The sequence below is a fragment of the Sphingomonas sp. Ell38C01 genome (genome assembly GCF_055231975.1).
In genome coordinates this window covers 600,630-616,629 of record NZ_JBUYVA010000001.1, presented here as the reverse complement: position 1 = coordinate 616,629, position 16,000 = coordinate 600,630, and the positions used below count along the sequence as shown (strand labels likewise).

The following is a 16,000-nucleotide window of genomic DNA, read 5'->3' as shown; positions in this document are numbered from 1 at the left end:
TCCTATTCCCCCTTCAGCGCGCGGGTGAGCTGGCCGATCCGACCGTTCAGGAACGACAGCGTCGTCTGATACTGGACGGCGTTCTCCGCGAACGCAGTCTGCTCCGCGGACAGCTCGACGGTGTTGCCGTCCATCGAGGGCGTCGTCGGCACGCGGTAGCGGGTCGCGCTCGCCATCCCGGTGTCGCTGTTCGCCTCGACCGCGCCGAGCGCCGCCTTGAAGTCGATGTCGCGCGCCTTGAATCCAGGCGTCGAGGCGTTGGCGATGTTCGACGCCAGAACGCCCATGCGCTGTGAGCGCACTTCGAGGGCTGCTGCGTGAACGCCGAAAAGACTGTCGTTGGCCATCGGCCGGTCTCCTGCCCACCATTGGGCTCGGACCAACACTCAGCAAAGCGCGTGCCAGATTACGCGGCGCCGCCGATTTCCGGCGCATGCGCACCGCATCGGCAAGCGCTTGCCGGTTTGCCGGCAGCCCTTGCCGCTCGCCACACGGAATTGCCGGGTCCGCGTGGGCGGCCGGAGAGGCCAGACCTTTATAGCGGGATGCGACGCACCACCGTTCGCCACGCGCATCTTTTTCTTCGTACCCCGGCGAAGGCCGGGGCCCAGCCCCATTACAGACATGCGCGGCAGCGCATTCGGCGCTAAGCGCCGAGACTGGACCGCGGCCTACGCCGGGGTAAGGCCAGCGCGCGATCGACTCCCCACAACTGGCCCACCCTTTGCATAGAGTCGCGCATGACCCTCGGCACGTTCCTAGATCCCACCGCGCTCGCCATCGTCGGTGGCGGCACGCTCCTCGCGACGATCCTGCGCACCCCTGCCCGCGACCTCGCGCGCGCGCTTCGCGCCACGACGACGCTCGCCCGCCCCCGCTTCGACGCCGCACCGCTGGTCCAGCAGGTCGCCGCGCTGTCGCGGATCGCGCAGCGGCACGGCGTGATGGCGCTCGATCGCTCGGTCATCACCGACGCCGATGTCGCCGCTGCGATCGCGGAGATCGTCGACGGCCGGCCGGGCGACACCGTCGCCGCGACGCTGCGCCGGGGCCGCCTCGCGCGGATCGAGCGCCACGTCGCCGCTGCCGACGTCTGGCATGGCATGGCGGAGGCCGCCCCCGCGATGGGGATGGTCGGCACGCTCGTCGGGCTCGTCACGATGTTCACGCGGATGACCGATCCCGCCGCGATCGGCGGCGCGATGGCGGTCGCGCTGCTCGCGACGCTCTACGGCGCGCTCATCGCCAATCTGATCGCCATGCCGATCGCTGCCCGCCTGCGTCGCACCGCCCGCGAGGAAGCCTTCGAACGCCTCTCGCTCGAGGCGCCGCTCGCCGCGCTCGCCACCCGCGAGGCCCCGCGCCACGTGCCCACGACCTTGGCCCCCACGAGTCTGGCCAACGTCGCATGACGATGGAGGATTTCCCCGCCGCCCCCTCGGGCCGCCCGGTCTGGATCATCACGCTCGCCGATCTCGCGCTGCTGATGGTCGGCTTCTTCGTGCTGCTGCAGGCGAACCACGCGCTCGACGCGAAGGCGCTCGCGCAGGGCTTTCGCGACGGCTTCGGCAGCCAGGCCTCCGCCGAGACCCCGCCGATCCCCGTCGCCGCGGTCTCGATGCTCAACTTCGCCCCCGCCTCGTCGGCGCTGCCGTCCAGCACCGACGGCATCGTCGCGTGGGCGCGCGAGGCGGTGCGCGACCCGCGCGTCACCCTCACCGTCACCGGCACCGTCGACGGCACCGCCGCCGATATCGACCCCGCCACCCGTAGCGGCGCGGTGCTCGCCGCCGATCGCGCGCGCGCGGTCGCCGCCCGGCTCGCGGCCGTCGCGCCGGGCCGGATGACCATCGTCAACGCCGCGCCCCGGGGTGTGGGCCACCGCCAGGTGGTCGTCACCCTCGGCTTCGCGGGCGATCCCATAAGGACAAAGCCATGATCGCACTCGCCCTGGCGCTCGCTGCCGTCACCACCCATCAGGATACCGCCGGGCTCGATCGCGCGGTCGCCGCCTTCACCGGCCACGGCGTCGGCGAGGAGGGCGGTGCGCGCGCGCGCGTCGATACGCGGCTGCGGCTCGCGCAATGCCCCACCGTCGCGATGAGCTGGCGCACGCCCGCGCAGGACGCGGTGGTGATCGCGTGCAGCGGCCCCGACTGGCGCATCTTCGTCCCCGTCCAGCGCGCCGCCCCCATCGCCGCGGTCGCCGCGCGCGTGCCGGTCGCGGCAAAGGCGGAGGCCGTCATCAAGCGCGGCGATCCGGTGCTGATCGAGGCGGGCTCGCCCGGCTTCTCGATCACGCGCGAGGGCGTCGCGATGGGCGATGCCGCGCCGGGCGCACGGCTGATGATCCGCGTCGACGGCGCGAAGGGTCCCGTCCAGGGCGTGGCGGTCGACGCCGGTCGCGCGACGCTGCCGGGATGGTCCGAATAAAAATGCTAAATCTTCCTTTCGATCGGCCGTTTCACCTCCTGTCAGCGAGACCTGAAGGGTACGGACATGGTGGATTCGATCGGAGCGAAGATGATCGTGGGAGACCCAAGGGTCGCTGCGGTGGCGCGCGCCAAGCCGGTCGCGCCCCTGGATACCGGTGTGAATACCGGCCCGTCGGGCAGTTCGGGCCCGTCGTCCGAAGCGCTGGCACAGACGCTGTCGAAGGCGATGGCCTCGACCGCGCCGGTCGATGCAGGCCGCGTCGCGCAGATCAAGATAGCGCTGGCCAACGGCACCTTCCCGATCCTTCCCGCGACGATCGCCGACCAGCTGATCGCGCTGCGCTACGACTGGCTGTCCAATGACCAGGCGTGACGCCCTGATCGACGTGATCGACGCGCTCCACGCGGAGATCGACGCGCTGAAATCGAACGATATCGGCGGGCTCGAACGCGCGACGACGCTCAAGCTCGCCGCGATCGAGCGCGTCCGCACGCTGGGCGACGGCCCCGCCAATGGCGAATTGCGCTCGCTGGCCGAAGAGGCGGACCGCCTCAACGAAACCTGCCGCATCTACGTGAACCTGATGGCGGCAAATGTTCGCCGCCGCCTGCAAATGCTGTCCGGCGAAGGCGGCAACGCCTATGGCCGCGGCATCAGCGCCTACGCCTAACCGGGCATTGTAGGACGCGCCGGCACCGTCCGGTCGCGTTTCATGAAAATCTGGCACGCGCCTTGCTGGGACTCCCCTGACACAAGGGGCAAGTTTCCAGCGACCATGACCGTCAGCACCATCTCCAATTCGGGGCGTATCCAGTCCGCGATCGCGCTCGCCGCGAAGCGCACCGGAATCGACTTCGACTATCTGCTCGGCCAGGCGAAGCTCGAAAGCGGGCTCAACGCCTCCGCGCGCGCTGGCACCTCATCAGCGTCGGGGCTGTACCAGTTCATCGAGCAGAGCTGGCTGTCGGTGGTGAAGAAGCACGGCGCGGAAAACGGCCTCGGCTGGGCCGCGGACAGCATCCAGCGCGGCGCGAACGGCCGCCTCTCGGTCGGCGATGCCTCGACGCGGCAGGCGATCCTCGCGCTGCGCAACAATCCCGAGGTCGCTTCGCAGATGGCGGCCGAACACGCCTCGGACAACAAGGACGCGATCGAGGGCTCGCTGGGCCGCGACGCGACCGGCACCGATCTCTACATGGCGCATTTCCTCGGGCTCGGCGGCGCTCGTCAGTTCCTGACGAAGATGCAGGCGAACCCCGCCGCCTCGGGCGCCGCGCTGTTCCCCGCCGCCGCCGCGGCCAATCGCAACGTCTTCTACACGTCGGACGGCGCGCCGCGCTCGCTGTCGCAGATCTACCAGCGCTTCGCCGACAAGCTCGGCACCGCCGCGGCCGGCGCGACGGGCGCGACTGCGGCGATGCCCGCGGTCAATTACGCCGCGCAAGCGCTCGAGATGGACGGCAACACCGTCATCACCGGCAACGGCGAGAGCGCGACCGATGCGCTGGCCTGGGCGAACTCGACGGTCGGGCAATTCGGCGGCCGCAAGGACGCCGCAAGCCTGCTCCGTCCCACGCCCGACACCGCGCGACTGGCATACATGATGCTCGCGAGCATGGGGGGCTGAGGCGGTGAAGATCCTCTCCAACGCGCGCGGCGCGGCGCTGCCGCTCGCGATCCTGCTCCTCGTCGTCGTCATGGTCGTGCCGATCCCGGCGTTCATGCTCGACATCTTCTTCATCGCGAACATCGCGATCAGCCTCGCGGTGCTGATGGTCGCCTTGAACGCGCAGAAGCCGCTCGACTTCTCCGCCTTCCCCACCGTCCTCCTCTTCGCGACGCTGTTCCGCCTCGGCCTCAACGTCGCGTCGACGCGCGTCGTGCTGGTCCACGGCCACACCGGCGAGGCGGCGGCGGGGCATGTGATCGAGGCGTTCGGCACGTTCCTGATCGGCGGCGACTATATCGTCGGCATCTTCGTCTTTGCGATCCTGATGATCATCAACCTGATCGTCGTGACCAAGGGCGCGGGCCGCGTCTCCGAGGTCAGCGCGCGTTTCACGCTCGACGCGCTGCCCGGCAAGCAGATGGCAATCGACGCCGATCTCAACGCCGGGCTGATGACGCCCGAGGAAGCCAAGAAGCGGCGCGTCGAGGTGTCGACCGAGGCCGATTTCTACGGCTCGATGGACGGCTCGTCGAAGTTCGTGAAGGGCGATGCGGTCGCCGCGATCCTGATCCTCGCCGCCAACATCGTCGGCGGGCTGATCCTCGGCCCCGTCAGCCACGGGCTGTCGATCGCGGAGGCCGCCAAGACCTATACGCTGCTCGCGATCGGCGACGCGCTCGTCGCGCAGCTGCCGTCGCTGATGCTTTCAATCGCCGCCGCCGCGATCGTCACGCGCGTCAGCGACGAGCGCGACCTCGCGGGCCAGATCGGCGGCCAGTTCGGTTCGGCGCGCACCTGGACCCCGGTCGCGATCATCCTCGCGCTGCTCGGCATCATGCCCGGCATGCCGCACGTCATCATCCTGGGTGCCGCATCGATCGCCGGGTTCGCCGCGTGGAAGCTGCGCCAGATCGCGCGCCGCCCCGCCCCGCCCGCCCCCGTCGAGGCCGCCGAGCCCGTCGACCAGTCGAAGATCGGCTGGGACGAGGTGACCGACGGCATGCAGGTCAATCTCGACATCGGCTACGGCCTCGTGCCGCTGGTCGACGAGCGCCGCGGCGCGCCACTGATGGCGCGGATCACGGGCGTCCGCCGCCAGCTGTCGAAGGAGCTGGGCTTCGTCGTCCCGCAGGTGCGCGTCCGCGACGATATCAACGTCGCGCCCTACACCTATCGCCTGATGGTGAACGGCGTGTGCGTCGGCGAGGACCAGGTGTCCCCCGACGAGATGCTCGCGCTCGATACCGGCCAGGCGGTCGGCACGCTCAGCGGCAAGGCGGCGAAGGACCCGACCTTCGGGCTCGACGCCACCTGGATCGCGCCCGGCGACGCGGATGCCGCGACCGGCCTCGGCTATCTCGTCGTCGACGCGGGCACCGTGATGGCGACGCACCTCAACCAGGCGCTGTCGACCCACGCGTCCGAGCTGCTCGGCGCGGACGAGGTGCAGGCGCTGCTCGACGGTCTCAAGGAACGCAGCCCGCAGCTCGTCGCCTCGCTCTGCCCGCAGCCGCTCGCGCTCACCACGCTGACGACGGTGTTGAAGACGCTGCTGGCGGAGGGCGTGACGCTCAAGGAATTCCGCCGCATCGCCGCCGCGATCACCGTGGCCGCGCAACGCACCGCGGATGCCGACGAGATCGTCGAGCTGATCCGCCCCGATCTCGGCCCGCTCATCATCCAGAAGCTGTGCGGCGTGCGCGAGCCGCTGCGCGTGATGACGCTGGAGGGCGGGCTGGAAGGCCTGCTCGGCCAGGCGATGCGCAACGATCCGTCGCGCCGCCACGTCATCGAGCCCGATCTCGGCCGCCGCATCGTCGACGCGCTGCAATCCGCCGCGCAGCCACTGATCGCGGAGGCCAAGCCCTTCGCGCTCGTCGTCCAGCCCGCGATCCGCGTCGCGATCCGCAAGCTCGTCAAAACCTGTCTGCCGGACACCCCCGTCATGAGCTTCTTCGAAGTCCCCGAGGACAAGGCCGTCGAGGTCGTCGCGGTCATCGGCGCGCCCCAACAGGCGCTGGCCGCATGAGCGCCGAACCGATGAAGGCGGCGTTCGAGAACGCCGCCCCACTCACCTATACGCCGCGCATGCGCGCGCGCGACGAGAGCGCGATGGTGCGCGAGCACCTGCCGCTGGTCCGCCGGATCGCGTGGCACGTCCACGGCGCGATGAGCACCGCGGTCGAGGTCGAGGATCTCGTCCAGGTCGGGCTCGTCGCGCTGGTCGAGGCCGCGTCGTCGTTCGAGGATCGCGGGCTCGTCACCTTCAAACAGTATCTCGCGACGCGGCTGCGCGGCGCGATGATCGACGAACTGCGCCGGCACGCCGCGATGACGCGCGGCGCGATCCGCCGCCGCCGCCAGTATCACGACGCCATCGCGTCGCTCACCAACGAACTGGGCCATGCCCCCGGAGAAGCCATGATCGCCGACCGCCTGGGTGTCTCGATCGAGAAGCTGCGCACCGACTATGCCACCGCGGAGGCGATGCGCGTCGATTCGATCGACGACGTCTATTCGGACGACCTCCCCTGGTTCGCCAGCGACGAGCCCGACGCGTTCGAGCAGCTGGCGGAGGGCGAGCTGCGCGAGGCGCTGATCGCCGCGATCAAGGCGCTGCCCGAACGCGAGGCGCTGGTGATCCAGCTCTATCATGTCGAGGAGCTCAACCTCGAGGAGATCGGCGAGGTGATCGGCGTCGGTGCCGCGCGCGTCTGCCAGATCAAGGCGTCCGCGCACGCGCGTCTCCGCAAGGCACTCGCCCGCCGCGGATAGCGCCGCCGCCATCGCCGGACGCCTTTGGGGGGCGGGATCGCACACGCGTCCCGCCCCCTTTTCGTGCGCGCTGCTCACCATTGTGCGTACCCCGGCGCAGGCCGGGGTCCAAGTCTCGGCGCGAAGCGCCGAACGCGCTGCCGCGCATGATTTCACCGGGCCTGGCCCCGACCCCTTCGACTGCCTGCCAAGGCAGGCGCTCAGGACAGGCTTCGTCAGGGTCCGGTAACGAGATCGCCCGACCCGGCGCACACGAGAAACCCCGGACGGTCTTTCGACCATCCGGGGTTTCCCTAGACCCGCCCCTGTTTGACTTGCGGGAAGGTCCGGCCCCGACACCCTGTGGGGGGCGGTGCCGGGGCCTACCCGGTATTACTGGAGCAGCTTGAGGACGCTCTGCTGCGACTGGTTGGCCTGCGCCAGCATCGCGGTCGAGGCCTGGCTCAGGATCTGCGCCTTGGCGAGGTTCGTCGATTCCGCCGAATAGTCGGCATCCTCGATGCGGCTCTTCGCGTCGGTCAGGTTCGTCGAGGTGGTGGTCAGGTTGTTGACCGTCACCTGCAGCCGGTTCTGGATCGCGCCCAAATCGCCGCGCTGTGCGGAAATCTGGTCGAGCGCCTTGTCGATCGCGCTCATCGCCGACGACGCGCCCGCCTGCGTCGTCAGGTCGACATCGGACAGCGCCTGGCCGCCGGTGTCGCTGCCGAAGGTGCCGACCTCGAAGCCGAGCGTCGAGAACTTCTCGGTCGCCCCCGAGCCGTCCGAACCCGCGCCGATCGTGATCGCCTTGTTGGACTGGAGCGAAACCGTCGAGTAGAACACCGTGGCCGCGGCAGCGGTGAGGCCGGGCGTGACCGCCGCGCCGTCGCTGGACTGGTTCAGGCCGCCAAGCCCGTTCGCCGCCGCATTGGCGTCGATCGCGATCGAGACGTTGCGGCCGTCGATCGCGGTCAGGCTGACGCCCTTGCCGTTATCGCTGGCGATCACCCCGGTCCGCCCCGAAACCTTGTTCAGCTCCTTGACGGTGTTGGCGCGCGCCTCTTCCGCCGTCATCGTCGCGGTCGCGGTCACCGTCGTCGCGACACCGTTGATCGTCACCACCGACACGCCGGCCGTCAGGCCCGTCGTCGTCGTGGCCCGCAGATCCACCGCGTTGGCGGTCGCCGTCACGCCGGTCTGTGCCGAGCTGGCGTTGATCGCCGCAGCCAGCGCGATGCCCGATGCGCTCTTCGAGCTGCCGGCGGCGGTCGTATCGCTGACGGTGTCGTCACCGGTGGCGCTGGCACGGATCGCGGTGCCGTTGATGACCAGCTGGCCCGAGCTGAGTCCGGTCTGTGCCGCCGTCACCGCGGTGCGCGATGCGGTGGAAACGCTGGTCTTGCCCGAGTCGAAGCTGCCGGCCTGCAGGCCCGCACGCTCCAGCTGCCCCGTGTCCAGCCCGGTCGCGACCGTGATCGGCTTCCCGTTGGTCGACACCAAGTTGAAGGTGCCCGATTGCGCGCCGACCTTCACGCCGGATGCTGCCGCCGTCATGGTTCCGCCGACTGCGGTGACGATGTTGCGGCCATCGGCCGCCGTCAGGACGATCCCGCCCTTGTCGCTGCCGCCGTCGCTGGCGACGACACCGGTCTGGCCGGAGATCTTGTTGATCTCCGCGATCGTCTTCGCGCGCGATTCGGCAGCGTCGGTGGTGGTCGTGAAGCTGGCGGTCGCCACGCCGTTGATCGACACGGTGCCGGTCACCGCAGCCGCGGTCATCGCCGCACCGCCCATCACGGTCGAGCCGACGACGGCCTTCACGCCCGTCTGGTCCGACACGCTGTTGATCGCGGCGGCCTTTGCGATCGCCGATGCCGCCTTCGAGGCCGACGATGCGGAGTCCATGGTCTGCGCCGAGGCGGGGATGGCCACGCCATTGATCGTCAGGTCGCCCGCCTTCAGCGACTTGTTGAGCGCCAGATCTGCTGCAACCGCTTCGAACGCGCCGGTCGCCGCGACGCCTGCCTCGTTACCCGAACCCAGCTGGTCGGTGCTGAGCGAAGCGAGCGACAGCGCGACGGTTTCGCCCGCGTTGGTGCCGGTCTGCAGCTTCAGATCCTTGACCGAGCCGTCGAACAGGTTGACGCCGTTGAAATTCGTCGACTTCGCGATGTCGTTGATCTGGCTGACGAGCTGCTTGCTCTCCGCCTGGATCGCCGAACGCTCCGACGTGCCCAGCGTGCCGTTGGCCGACTGGGTCGCCAGCTCCTTCATGCGCTGCAGCATCGACGTCACTTCGCTCAGCGCGCCTTCGGCGGTCTGCGCCATCGAGATGCCGTCATTGGCATTGCGCACCGCGACGGCCATCGACTTGATCTGGCTGGTCATGCGGCTGGCGATGGCGAGGCCGGCGGCGTCGTCCTTCGCGGAGTTGATGCGCTTGCCGGTCGACAGGCGCTCCATCGTGTTCTGCAGGTTCATCGACGCGCTGCTGTTGGCGTTCGCCGAGCGCAGGGCCGAGATGTTGGTTCCGATAACGGTCATGTCCGTGTCTCCATCTGATCGGCGCTCTCCCACCCGCCCCCTGAGCGGAAAAGGCCGAGTCGCCGAACAGGACAACGGCCGCGCGGCGCGGGGCTTAAGGATAAAAACGACGCGGGCCTCGCGAACCCCTCGCGCGCGCGTACGGGCGACGCGCCCGGAAAATATCTGCCGGCCGGCAAGGCAAATTAACCCTCGTTTTACCATCAGCGGTGCATTGCCCTGTCATCGAAGGGGAAATTCATGCGTTCGATCTTTCCGTCTGCCGCCGTCATCGAGAGCAAGTACGCACTGCTGTCGACGCTGCGCGCCCAGGGCCTGCGCATCGGACAGTCCGGCGAGCGTCCCGCCGCGGGGGACCTGTTCCTGGTCGTCGAGGGCGAATCGTCGCCTTCCCCGGCGCGCACCGTCGTGCTCGGCGCGACCGGCCGCGAGGTGGCGCTGCCGAAGGACGGCAATCCCGGCTATCTCTCCTTCCCCACCGCCGACGCCGCGATCGGCAACGGCTTCGCCCGCGCGATGATCGCCGGGCCCGATACGCCCACCGCCGCCGATCCCGAATCGCTCGCGCTGATCGCGCTGGCGGAGCGCGTCGCGCAGGCGGACATCACCGTGCTCATCAACGGCCCGACCGGCACCGGCAAGGAAGTGATGGCGCGCGCGATCCACATGAACTCCACGCGCCGCGACGGCCCGTTCATCGCGATCAACTGCGCAGCCCTGCCCGAGACGATGCTGGAGGCGCTGCTGTTCGGCCACCAGAAGGGCGCGTTCACCGGCGCGTCGTCGGGGGGCGAGGGCTTCTTTCGCGCCGCGAACGGCGGCACGCTGCTGCTCGACGAGATTGCGGAGATGCCGCTCAACCTCCAGGCCAAGCTGCTCCGCGTCCTTCAGGAGCGCGAGGTCGTGCCGATCGGCGCGACGGTGCCGCAGCCGATCGACGTCCGCGTCGTCGCCTGCGCCAACCGCGATCTCCAGTCCGAAGTCGCCGCCGGGCGGTTCCGCGCCGATCTCTACTATCGCCTGTCGGTCTTCCCGCTGGCGACCAAGCCGCTGGCCGAGCGCCCGAAGGATATCGCCGCCCTCGCCGCGACGATGGTGCTGCGCCACGCCGGCGCGCGCGCCACGATCCCGTGGCCCAGCGCCGACGCGGTCGCGCTGCTGATGCGCCACGACTGGCCGGGCAACGTGCGCGAGCTGGAGAACGTGATCCAGCGTGCGATGCTGTTCGCGACAGGCGACACGATCGAGGCCGAGCACATCGTGTTCGACCGCCCCGCTGCCGCCGCGCGCGTCGCCAACGACACCGCGACAGCGCCGGGCACCGCGACCACCTTGGGCGAGGTCGTCCAGCTCAGCGAGTTCGCCGCGATCCGCGAGACGCTGGCCCAGTGCAACGGCAGCCGGATCGAGACCGCACGCCGGCTCGGCATCTCCGAACGCACGCTGCGCTATCGCCTCGCCAAGGCGCGCGAACAGGGGGAGGACATCACCCGCGCGCATGATGTCCGGGTGTCGGCATGAGCGGCGTCGGCGCGATCGGCGGGGTCGATCGGGTGATGGCGCTGCGTGCGCAGATCCTCGAGCGCAACCAGGCGCTCGCGCGCGCCAACCAGGCCGCGAGCGCCACCGCGCCCGCGCCCGAGGCGGCGAAGCCCGCGAGCTTCACCGAGTCGATGGAAACCGCGCTCAAGTCGGTCAACGAAGGCCAGCAGAAGGCGTCGGCGCTGTCGGAGAGCTACGAGCGCGGCGAGACCGTCGACATCGCCAAGGTGATGCTGGCGCGCCAGCAGGCCTCGGTCGGGTTCGAGGCGACCTTGCAGGTCCGCAACAAACTCCTGTCCGCCTACAAGGACATCATGAGCATGCCGGTCTGACATGAGCACCGCCCTCACCACCACCAACGCGATTCCCGAGCGGTTCGCCAACCCGATCAGCCAGATCAGGACGGTCATGGCGCAACCCGCCGTGCGCCGCGCGGGGCCGATGGCCCTCATGGTCGGGCTGATCGGCGCGTCCGCGCTCGCCTGGTCGATGCTGTCGACGCCGCCGCAGAAGACGCTGTTCTCGGGGCTCCCCGATGCGGACAAGGCCGCGGTCACCACCGCGCTGTCGGCCGCGAACATCGCCAGCCACATCGACGACGGCAACGGCACGCTGACCGTCAACGAGGAGGATTATTCGAAGGCGCGGATGCTGCTCGCGGGCCAGGGCCTGCCCAAGGCCGCACCCGGCGGCTACGCGATCCTCGACCAGCTGCCGATGGGCGTCAGCCGCGCGGTCGAGGGCGAGCGCCTGCGCCAGGCGCGCGAGACCGAACTCGCGCGCTCGATCCAGGAGATCGACGCGGTCGCCGAGGCGCGCGTGCATCTGGCGATGCCCGAGGCCAGCGTCTTCGTCCGCGACAACGCCTCGCCCTCCGCCAGCGTCATCCTGAAGCTCCAGGGCGGCCGCTCGCTCAGCGACGCGCAGGTGTCGTCGATCGTCAACCTCGTCGCCTCGTCGGTCCCGGGCATGAAGCCCGAGGGCGTGACGATCGTCGACCAGCTCGGCGCGCTCCTGTCGAAGCCCGGCGGCGCGGACCCGACCGCGGCGGCGGGCGACGCGCGTCTCGCGATCCAGCGCCGCGTCGAGGACAAGTACCGCACCCAGCTGATCCAGCTGCTGACCCCCCTGGTCGGCGCGGGCAACTTCACCACCGAGGTGCAGGCCGACGTCAACCTCGACGAGACGAGCGCGACGCGCGAGAGCTTCGACAAGAGCGGCGTGCTGCGCGCGGAAACGGGCAACTGGACCGGCAACCAGAAGGACGGCACCACCCCCGGGGGCATCCCCGGCGCGCTGAGCAACACGCCCCCCCCCGCCAGCCAGCTCTCGACCCCGCAGGCCGCGACCGGCAACCCCGGCGTCCCCGTCGCGGGCGGCGCCGCGCCCGATCCGATGAAGCAGTCCGACGCGTTCCAGCGCGCCTATGATCTCGGCAAGGAAGTGTCGGTCACGCGCAACGCGCCAGGCTCGATCAAGCGCCTGTCGGTCGCGGTGCTCCTGCGCGAACCCGAAAAGGGCAAGCGGACCGCGATGGAGATCAACCAGATCAACGATCTGGTGAAGAGCGCGGTCGGCTTCGACGCCAACCGGCAGGATCAGGTGACGGTCATCAGCCGCAAGTTCGCCGGCGCCACCGATGCCGCCGCCGCGCCCGCCTGGTACGACAACAGCTGGCTGCCGATCATCGCGCGCAACGTCACCGCGATCCTGATCGCGCTGCTGGTACTGATGCTGGGCGTCCGTCCGATCGCCAAGGCACTGATGAAGAAGCGCGAGGACGCCACCGACGACAAGAGCGCCGCCGGCCTCCCGATCGGCGCGCCCGTCGTTGGCCCCGACGGCATCGAGACAGCCGCGCCCGTCAGCCTCAGCCAGCTCGAACAGACGCGCGGCTATGACGAGCGGATCGGGGCGGTCCGCGGCTTCACCCGCGACAACCCCGCGCGCGCCGCGCTCGCGGTCCGCGACATGATAAAGGCGGACGCGAAGTGACGTTGGAGGCGGCCCCGCGCACCTATACCGGCGTCGAACGCGCCGCAGTGCTGATGATGCTGGTCGGCGAGGACGAGGCCGCCGCCATCCTCCAGAAGCTGGAGCCAGACGAGGTCCAGCAGCTGGGCAAGGCGATGTTCGCGGTCGCCGACGTCAGCGAGGGCGAGGTCGAGGACGTGCTCGACGACTTCGTCGGCCGCGCGCGCGACCGCACCGGGATCCAGTTCGATCCGCGCCCGCAGGTCGAGGCGATGATGACGCGCGCGCTGGGCGCCGAAAAGGCCGACAGCGTCCTCGCGCGGATCATCCCCGCAGAGGCGGCGTGCGAGATCGACCTGCTCGACTGGCTCGACGCGACCGAGATCGCGCAGATGATCGAGAAGGAGCATCCGCAGATCGCCGCCGTCCTGATCGCGAACCTCGATCCCGCGATCGGCAGCCAGGTGCTCGAGCTGCTGCCCGAGGGCGCGCAGCCCGACATCCTCCACCGCATCGCGCGGCTGGGCCCGATCACGCCGGAGGCGATCGAGACGCTGCGCACGATGATCGCGAACCGCACCGGCGCCACCGCGCAGGGCGCGGGGCTCCAGCTGGGCGGCACGCGCGAGGCGGCCAAGATCCTCCAGGGCGCGCGCAAGGCGACCGAGCAGCGCGTGATGCCCAAGCTGTTCAAGATCGACAAGGATGTGGCCAGGCAGATCGAGGAGGCGATGTTCGTCTTCGACAACCTGCTAGAAATGGACGACAAGAATCTCGGCACGCTGATCCGCAACGTCGACGGCGACATCCTGACGCGCGCGCTCAAGGGCGTCGACGAGGCCATCCGCAACCGCTTCCTGGGCTGCATGTCCGCGCGCGCCGCGGACGGCATCCGCGACGAGATGGAAGCGCGCGGGCCGATGAAGCTGGCCGAGGTGCTCGAGGCACAGAAGGCGATGATCGCGATCGCGCGCAATCTCGCCAAGGACGGCACGATCATGATGGGCGGCGGCGAGGACGACTATGTCTGAGCTCGCCTTCCAGGCCGGTTTCGCCTCGCGCCACGCCGCCCCGGCCGAGATGCTGGCCGCCGCCTTCGCCGCGCCGACGATCGGGTTCGCGCCTGCGGACCTGCTCGCGCGGATCGCCGCGGCGCCGGTCAGTCCTGCGATGCGCCCGAAGCACTTCTCCCCCGCCGCACCGGGCACGAACCCGACCGAGGGCTGGGACGTCCTCGATCCCGAACCGCTCGCGCCGTCGGTCGAGGAGCAGGTCGAGGCTGCCCGCGCCGCAGGCTATGCCGAAGGCGTCGCCGCCGCGATGGCCGCGGCGAACGAGGACGGCACGCGCGATCGTACGCTGGTCGAATCGATGCTCGCTGAGATCGGCAAGGGCGTCGGCGTCGATCGCGACCGCGTCGCGCGCCAGCTGCGCCAGACCGTGACGATGCTGGTCGCCAAGCTGGTCGGCGAGATCGGCGTTTCCGCGGACCTGCTCGCCGAACGGATCGCGGCGGCGGCCGAACTGCTCGCGGACGCCAACGAATCGGCGCTGCTGCGGATGAACCCCGCCGACGTGCCGCTGGTCGAGGGCCGGCTGCCCAGGGCGATCTTCGCCGCGGGCGACGCGACGCTCGCGCGCGGCACCTTCGTCCTCGAATCCGCCTCGACCATCGTCGAGGACGGCCCCGAGCTCTGGCTCGAACAGCTTGGCCACGCGATCGACAAGGTGCCCGTTCCGCAATGCTGAACAGGTTCGCCGAGGATTATCTCGCCGCGCTCTCCACCGCCGCGCCGCTGCCGCGCGCGAAGGTGTCGGGGCGGCTGGCGTCGTTCGACGGGCTGCTGATGGAGGCGGTCGGGCTCACCCTGCCCGTCGGCACGGTCTGCCGCGTCGGCGACGACGCGACCGGGGTCGAGGCGGAGGTGATCGGCTTCCGCAACGGCCGCACGATCATGATGAACCTGGGCGGCCCCGCCGCGCTGGTGCCGCAGATGCCCGTCCGCCCGGTCGGCCCTCCCGGCGAGGCGGAGGTGGGCGCGGCGATGCTCGGGCGCGTCGTCGACGGATCGGGCAACGCGATCGACGGCCTCGGCCCCATTCGCGGCGCAGGCCGCTGGCCGCTCGCGGGCAAGCTCCAGTCGCCGCTCGATCGCGGCCGTGTTCTCGAACCGATGGACGTCGGCGTCCGCGCGATCAACGGGCTGCTCACGATCGGGCAGGGCCAGCGCGTCGGCATCATGGCAGGGTCGGGCGTCGGCAAGTCGGTCCTGCTCGGGATGATCGTCCGCGCGGCGCAGGCCGACGTCATCGTCATCGGCCTGATCGGCGAGCGCTCCCGGGAAGTCGCGGACTTTCTCGAGACCAAGATCGCAGGCGAGGCGCGCGCGCGCTCGGTCGTCGTCGCGGTCCCCGCCAACCATTCCCCAGTGCTCCGTATCCGCGGCGCGCTGCGCGCCACCGCGATCGCCGAGGCGTTCCGCGACGAGGGCAAGCGCGTCCTCCTCATCATGGATTCGCTCACCCGCGTCGCGCATGCGGGGCGTGAGATCGGCCTCGCGCTCGGCGAGCCCGCCTCCGCGCGCGGCTATCCCCCGTCCGCGATCGCGATGCTGCCCAACCTGATCGAGCGCGCGGGCACCGACGTGAACACCGGCGGCTCGATCACCGCGATCTACACCGTGCTGGCGGACGGCGACGACGGCAACGATCCGGTCGTCGATTCGGCGCGCTCGATCCTCGACGGCCACATCGTGCTCAGCCGCGCGCTCGCCGAACACGGCGTCTATCCCGCGATCGACATCTCCAAATCGGTCAGCCGCGTGATGACCGACATCGCGGACACGCCGCATGTCGCCGCCGCGCGCCAGCTCCGCCGCCACCTCGCGACCTATGAGGAGAATCGCGACCTCGTCCTGATGGGCGCGTATCGCAGCGGCGCGGACCCCGCGATCGACGCCGCGATCGCGTATCACGGCGCGATCATGGAGTTCGTCCGCCAGGATTACGACGCGCAGGTGCCGCTCGCCGACGCGATCGCGGAGCTGACCGGCGTGTTCGGCCCCGACGCCCATGGCTGAT

General features: G+C 70.1%; 15 protein-coding genes and 2 pseudogenes. 14 read left to right on the top strand and 3 right to left on the bottom strand.

Going from position 1 to position 16,000, the window contains the following annotated elements:
• Window positions 1–2: 2 nt before the first annotated feature.
• Window positions 3–347 (bottom strand): flagellar basal body rod protein FlgB, encoded by a 345-nt coding sequence (gene flgB / locus ACV7NO_RS03005; RefSeq protein ID WP_463404546.1) that lies wholly within the window; start codon window positions 345–347, stop codon window positions 3–5.
• Between the two features lie 393 nt (window positions 348–740).
• Between flgB and ACV7NO_RS03000 the strand changes: the two genes are divergently transcribed.
• From ACV7NO_RS03000 to ACV7NO_RS02965, 8 genes are all read left to right on the top strand, one after another.
• Entirely contained in the window at window positions 741–1,412 is a 672-nt protein-coding gene (locus tag ACV7NO_RS03000; protein ID WP_463404545.1) for a motility protein A, read from the top strand.
• A gap of 2 nt (window positions 1,413–1,414) precedes the next feature.
• Window positions 1,415–1,939, top strand: coding sequence for a flagellar motor protein MotB (locus ACV7NO_RS02995; protein WP_463404544.1), 525 nt, complete (start codon window positions 1,415–1,417; stop codon window positions 1,937–1,939).
• A complete protein-coding gene (locus ACV7NO_RS02990; RefSeq protein ID WP_463404543.1) occupies window positions 1,936–2,433 on the top strand; it encodes a flagella basal body P-ring formation protein FlgA in 498 nt (165 codons plus the stop codon). The genes ACV7NO_RS02995 and ACV7NO_RS02990 overlap by 4 nt, the downstream gene beginning before the upstream one ends.
• A gap of 66 nt (window positions 2,434–2,499) precedes the next feature.
• Window positions 2,500–2,808, top strand: coding sequence for a flagellar biosynthesis anti-sigma factor FlgM (locus tag ACV7NO_RS02985; protein WP_463404542.1), 309 nt, complete (start codon window positions 2,500–2,502; stop codon window positions 2,806–2,808).
• A complete protein-coding gene (locus ACV7NO_RS02980; protein WP_463404541.1) occupies window positions 2,795–3,106 on the top strand; it encodes a flagellar protein FlgN in 312 nt (103 codons plus the stop codon). The genes ACV7NO_RS02985 and ACV7NO_RS02980 overlap by 14 nt, the downstream gene beginning before the upstream one ends.
• Before the next feature lie 105 nt (window positions 3,107–3,211).
• Window positions 3,212–4,063, top strand: a complete 852-nt coding sequence (locus ACV7NO_RS02975; protein ID WP_463404540.1) for a lytic transglycosylase domain-containing protein — start codon at window positions 3,212–3,214, stop codon at window positions 4,061–4,063.
• A 70-nt stretch (window positions 4,064–4,133) separates the two neighbouring features.
• Window positions 4,134–6,134 (top strand): flagellar biosynthesis protein FlhA, encoded by a 2,001-nt coding sequence (gene flhA / locus ACV7NO_RS02970; RefSeq protein ID WP_463407266.1) that lies wholly within the window; start codon window positions 4,134–4,136, stop codon window positions 6,132–6,134.
• On the top strand, window positions 6,131–6,880 hold the full coding sequence (locus tag ACV7NO_RS02965) for a sigma-70 family RNA polymerase sigma factor (protein WP_463404539.1): 750 nt from the start codon (window positions 6,131–6,133) through the stop codon (window positions 6,878–6,880). The genes flhA and ACV7NO_RS02965 overlap by 4 nt, the downstream gene beginning before the upstream one ends.
• A gap of 372 nt (window positions 6,881–7,252) precedes the next feature.
• On the opposite strand, the pseudogene ACV7NO_RS02960 reads toward ACV7NO_RS02965, so the two are convergent.
• Both ACV7NO_RS02960 and ACV7NO_RS02955 read right to left on the bottom strand, forming a co-directional pair.
• A pseudogene (locus tag ACV7NO_RS02960) lies at window positions 7,253–7,579 on the bottom strand (flagellin); the annotation flags it as partial.
• A 1,464-nt stretch (window positions 7,580–9,043) separates the two neighbouring features.
• Window positions 9,044–9,340: pseudogene (locus ACV7NO_RS02955) on the bottom strand (flagellin N-terminal helical domain-containing protein); the annotation flags it as partial.
• Window positions 9,341–9,643: 303 nt separating this feature from the next.
• On the opposite strand from ACV7NO_RS02955, the gene ACV7NO_RS02950 reads away from it, so the two are divergent.
• From ACV7NO_RS02950 to ACV7NO_RS02925, 6 genes are read left to right on the top strand one after another with little or no spacing between them, the layout of a single operon-like run.
• On the top strand, window positions 9,644–10,924 hold the full coding sequence (locus ACV7NO_RS02950) for a sigma-54 interaction domain-containing protein (protein WP_463404538.1): 1,281 nt from the start codon (window positions 9,644–9,646) through the stop codon (window positions 10,922–10,924).
• A complete protein-coding gene (fliE, locus tag ACV7NO_RS02945) occupies window positions 10,921–11,277 on the top strand; it encodes a flagellar hook-basal body complex protein FliE (protein ID WP_463404537.1) in 357 nt (118 codons plus the stop codon). Before ACV7NO_RS02950 ends, fliE begins: the two co-directional genes overlap by 4 nt.
• Window position 11,278: 1 nt before the next feature.
• Window positions 11,279–12,940 carry a flagellar basal-body MS-ring/collar protein FliF gene (gene fliF, locus ACV7NO_RS02940; RefSeq protein WP_463404536.1) on the top strand — a complete coding sequence of 554 codons (1,662 nt, stop codon included), beginning with the start codon at window positions 11,279–11,281 and terminating at the stop codon, window positions 12,938–12,940.
• Complete coding sequence (gene fliG, locus ACV7NO_RS02935; RefSeq protein ID WP_463404535.1) at window positions 12,937–13,950, top strand: flagellar motor switch protein FliG; 1,014 nt, start codon at window positions 12,937–12,939, stop codon at window positions 13,948–13,950. Before fliF ends, fliG begins: the two co-directional genes overlap by 4 nt.
• The gene (locus tag ACV7NO_RS02930; protein ID WP_463404534.1) at window positions 13,943–14,668 is read left to right on the top strand and encodes a FliH/SctL family protein; all 726 of its coding nucleotides are present in this window, start codon (window positions 13,943–13,945) and stop codon (window positions 14,666–14,668) included. The genes fliG and ACV7NO_RS02930 overlap by 8 nt, the downstream gene beginning before the upstream one ends.
• Window positions 14,662–15,999 carry a FliI/YscN family ATPase gene (locus ACV7NO_RS02925; RefSeq protein ID WP_463404533.1) on the top strand — a complete coding sequence of 446 codons (1,338 nt, stop codon included), beginning with the start codon at window positions 14,662–14,664 and terminating at the stop codon, window positions 15,997–15,999. The genes ACV7NO_RS02930 and ACV7NO_RS02925 overlap by 7 nt, the downstream gene beginning before the upstream one ends.
• Window position 16,000: the final 1 nt, after the last annotated feature.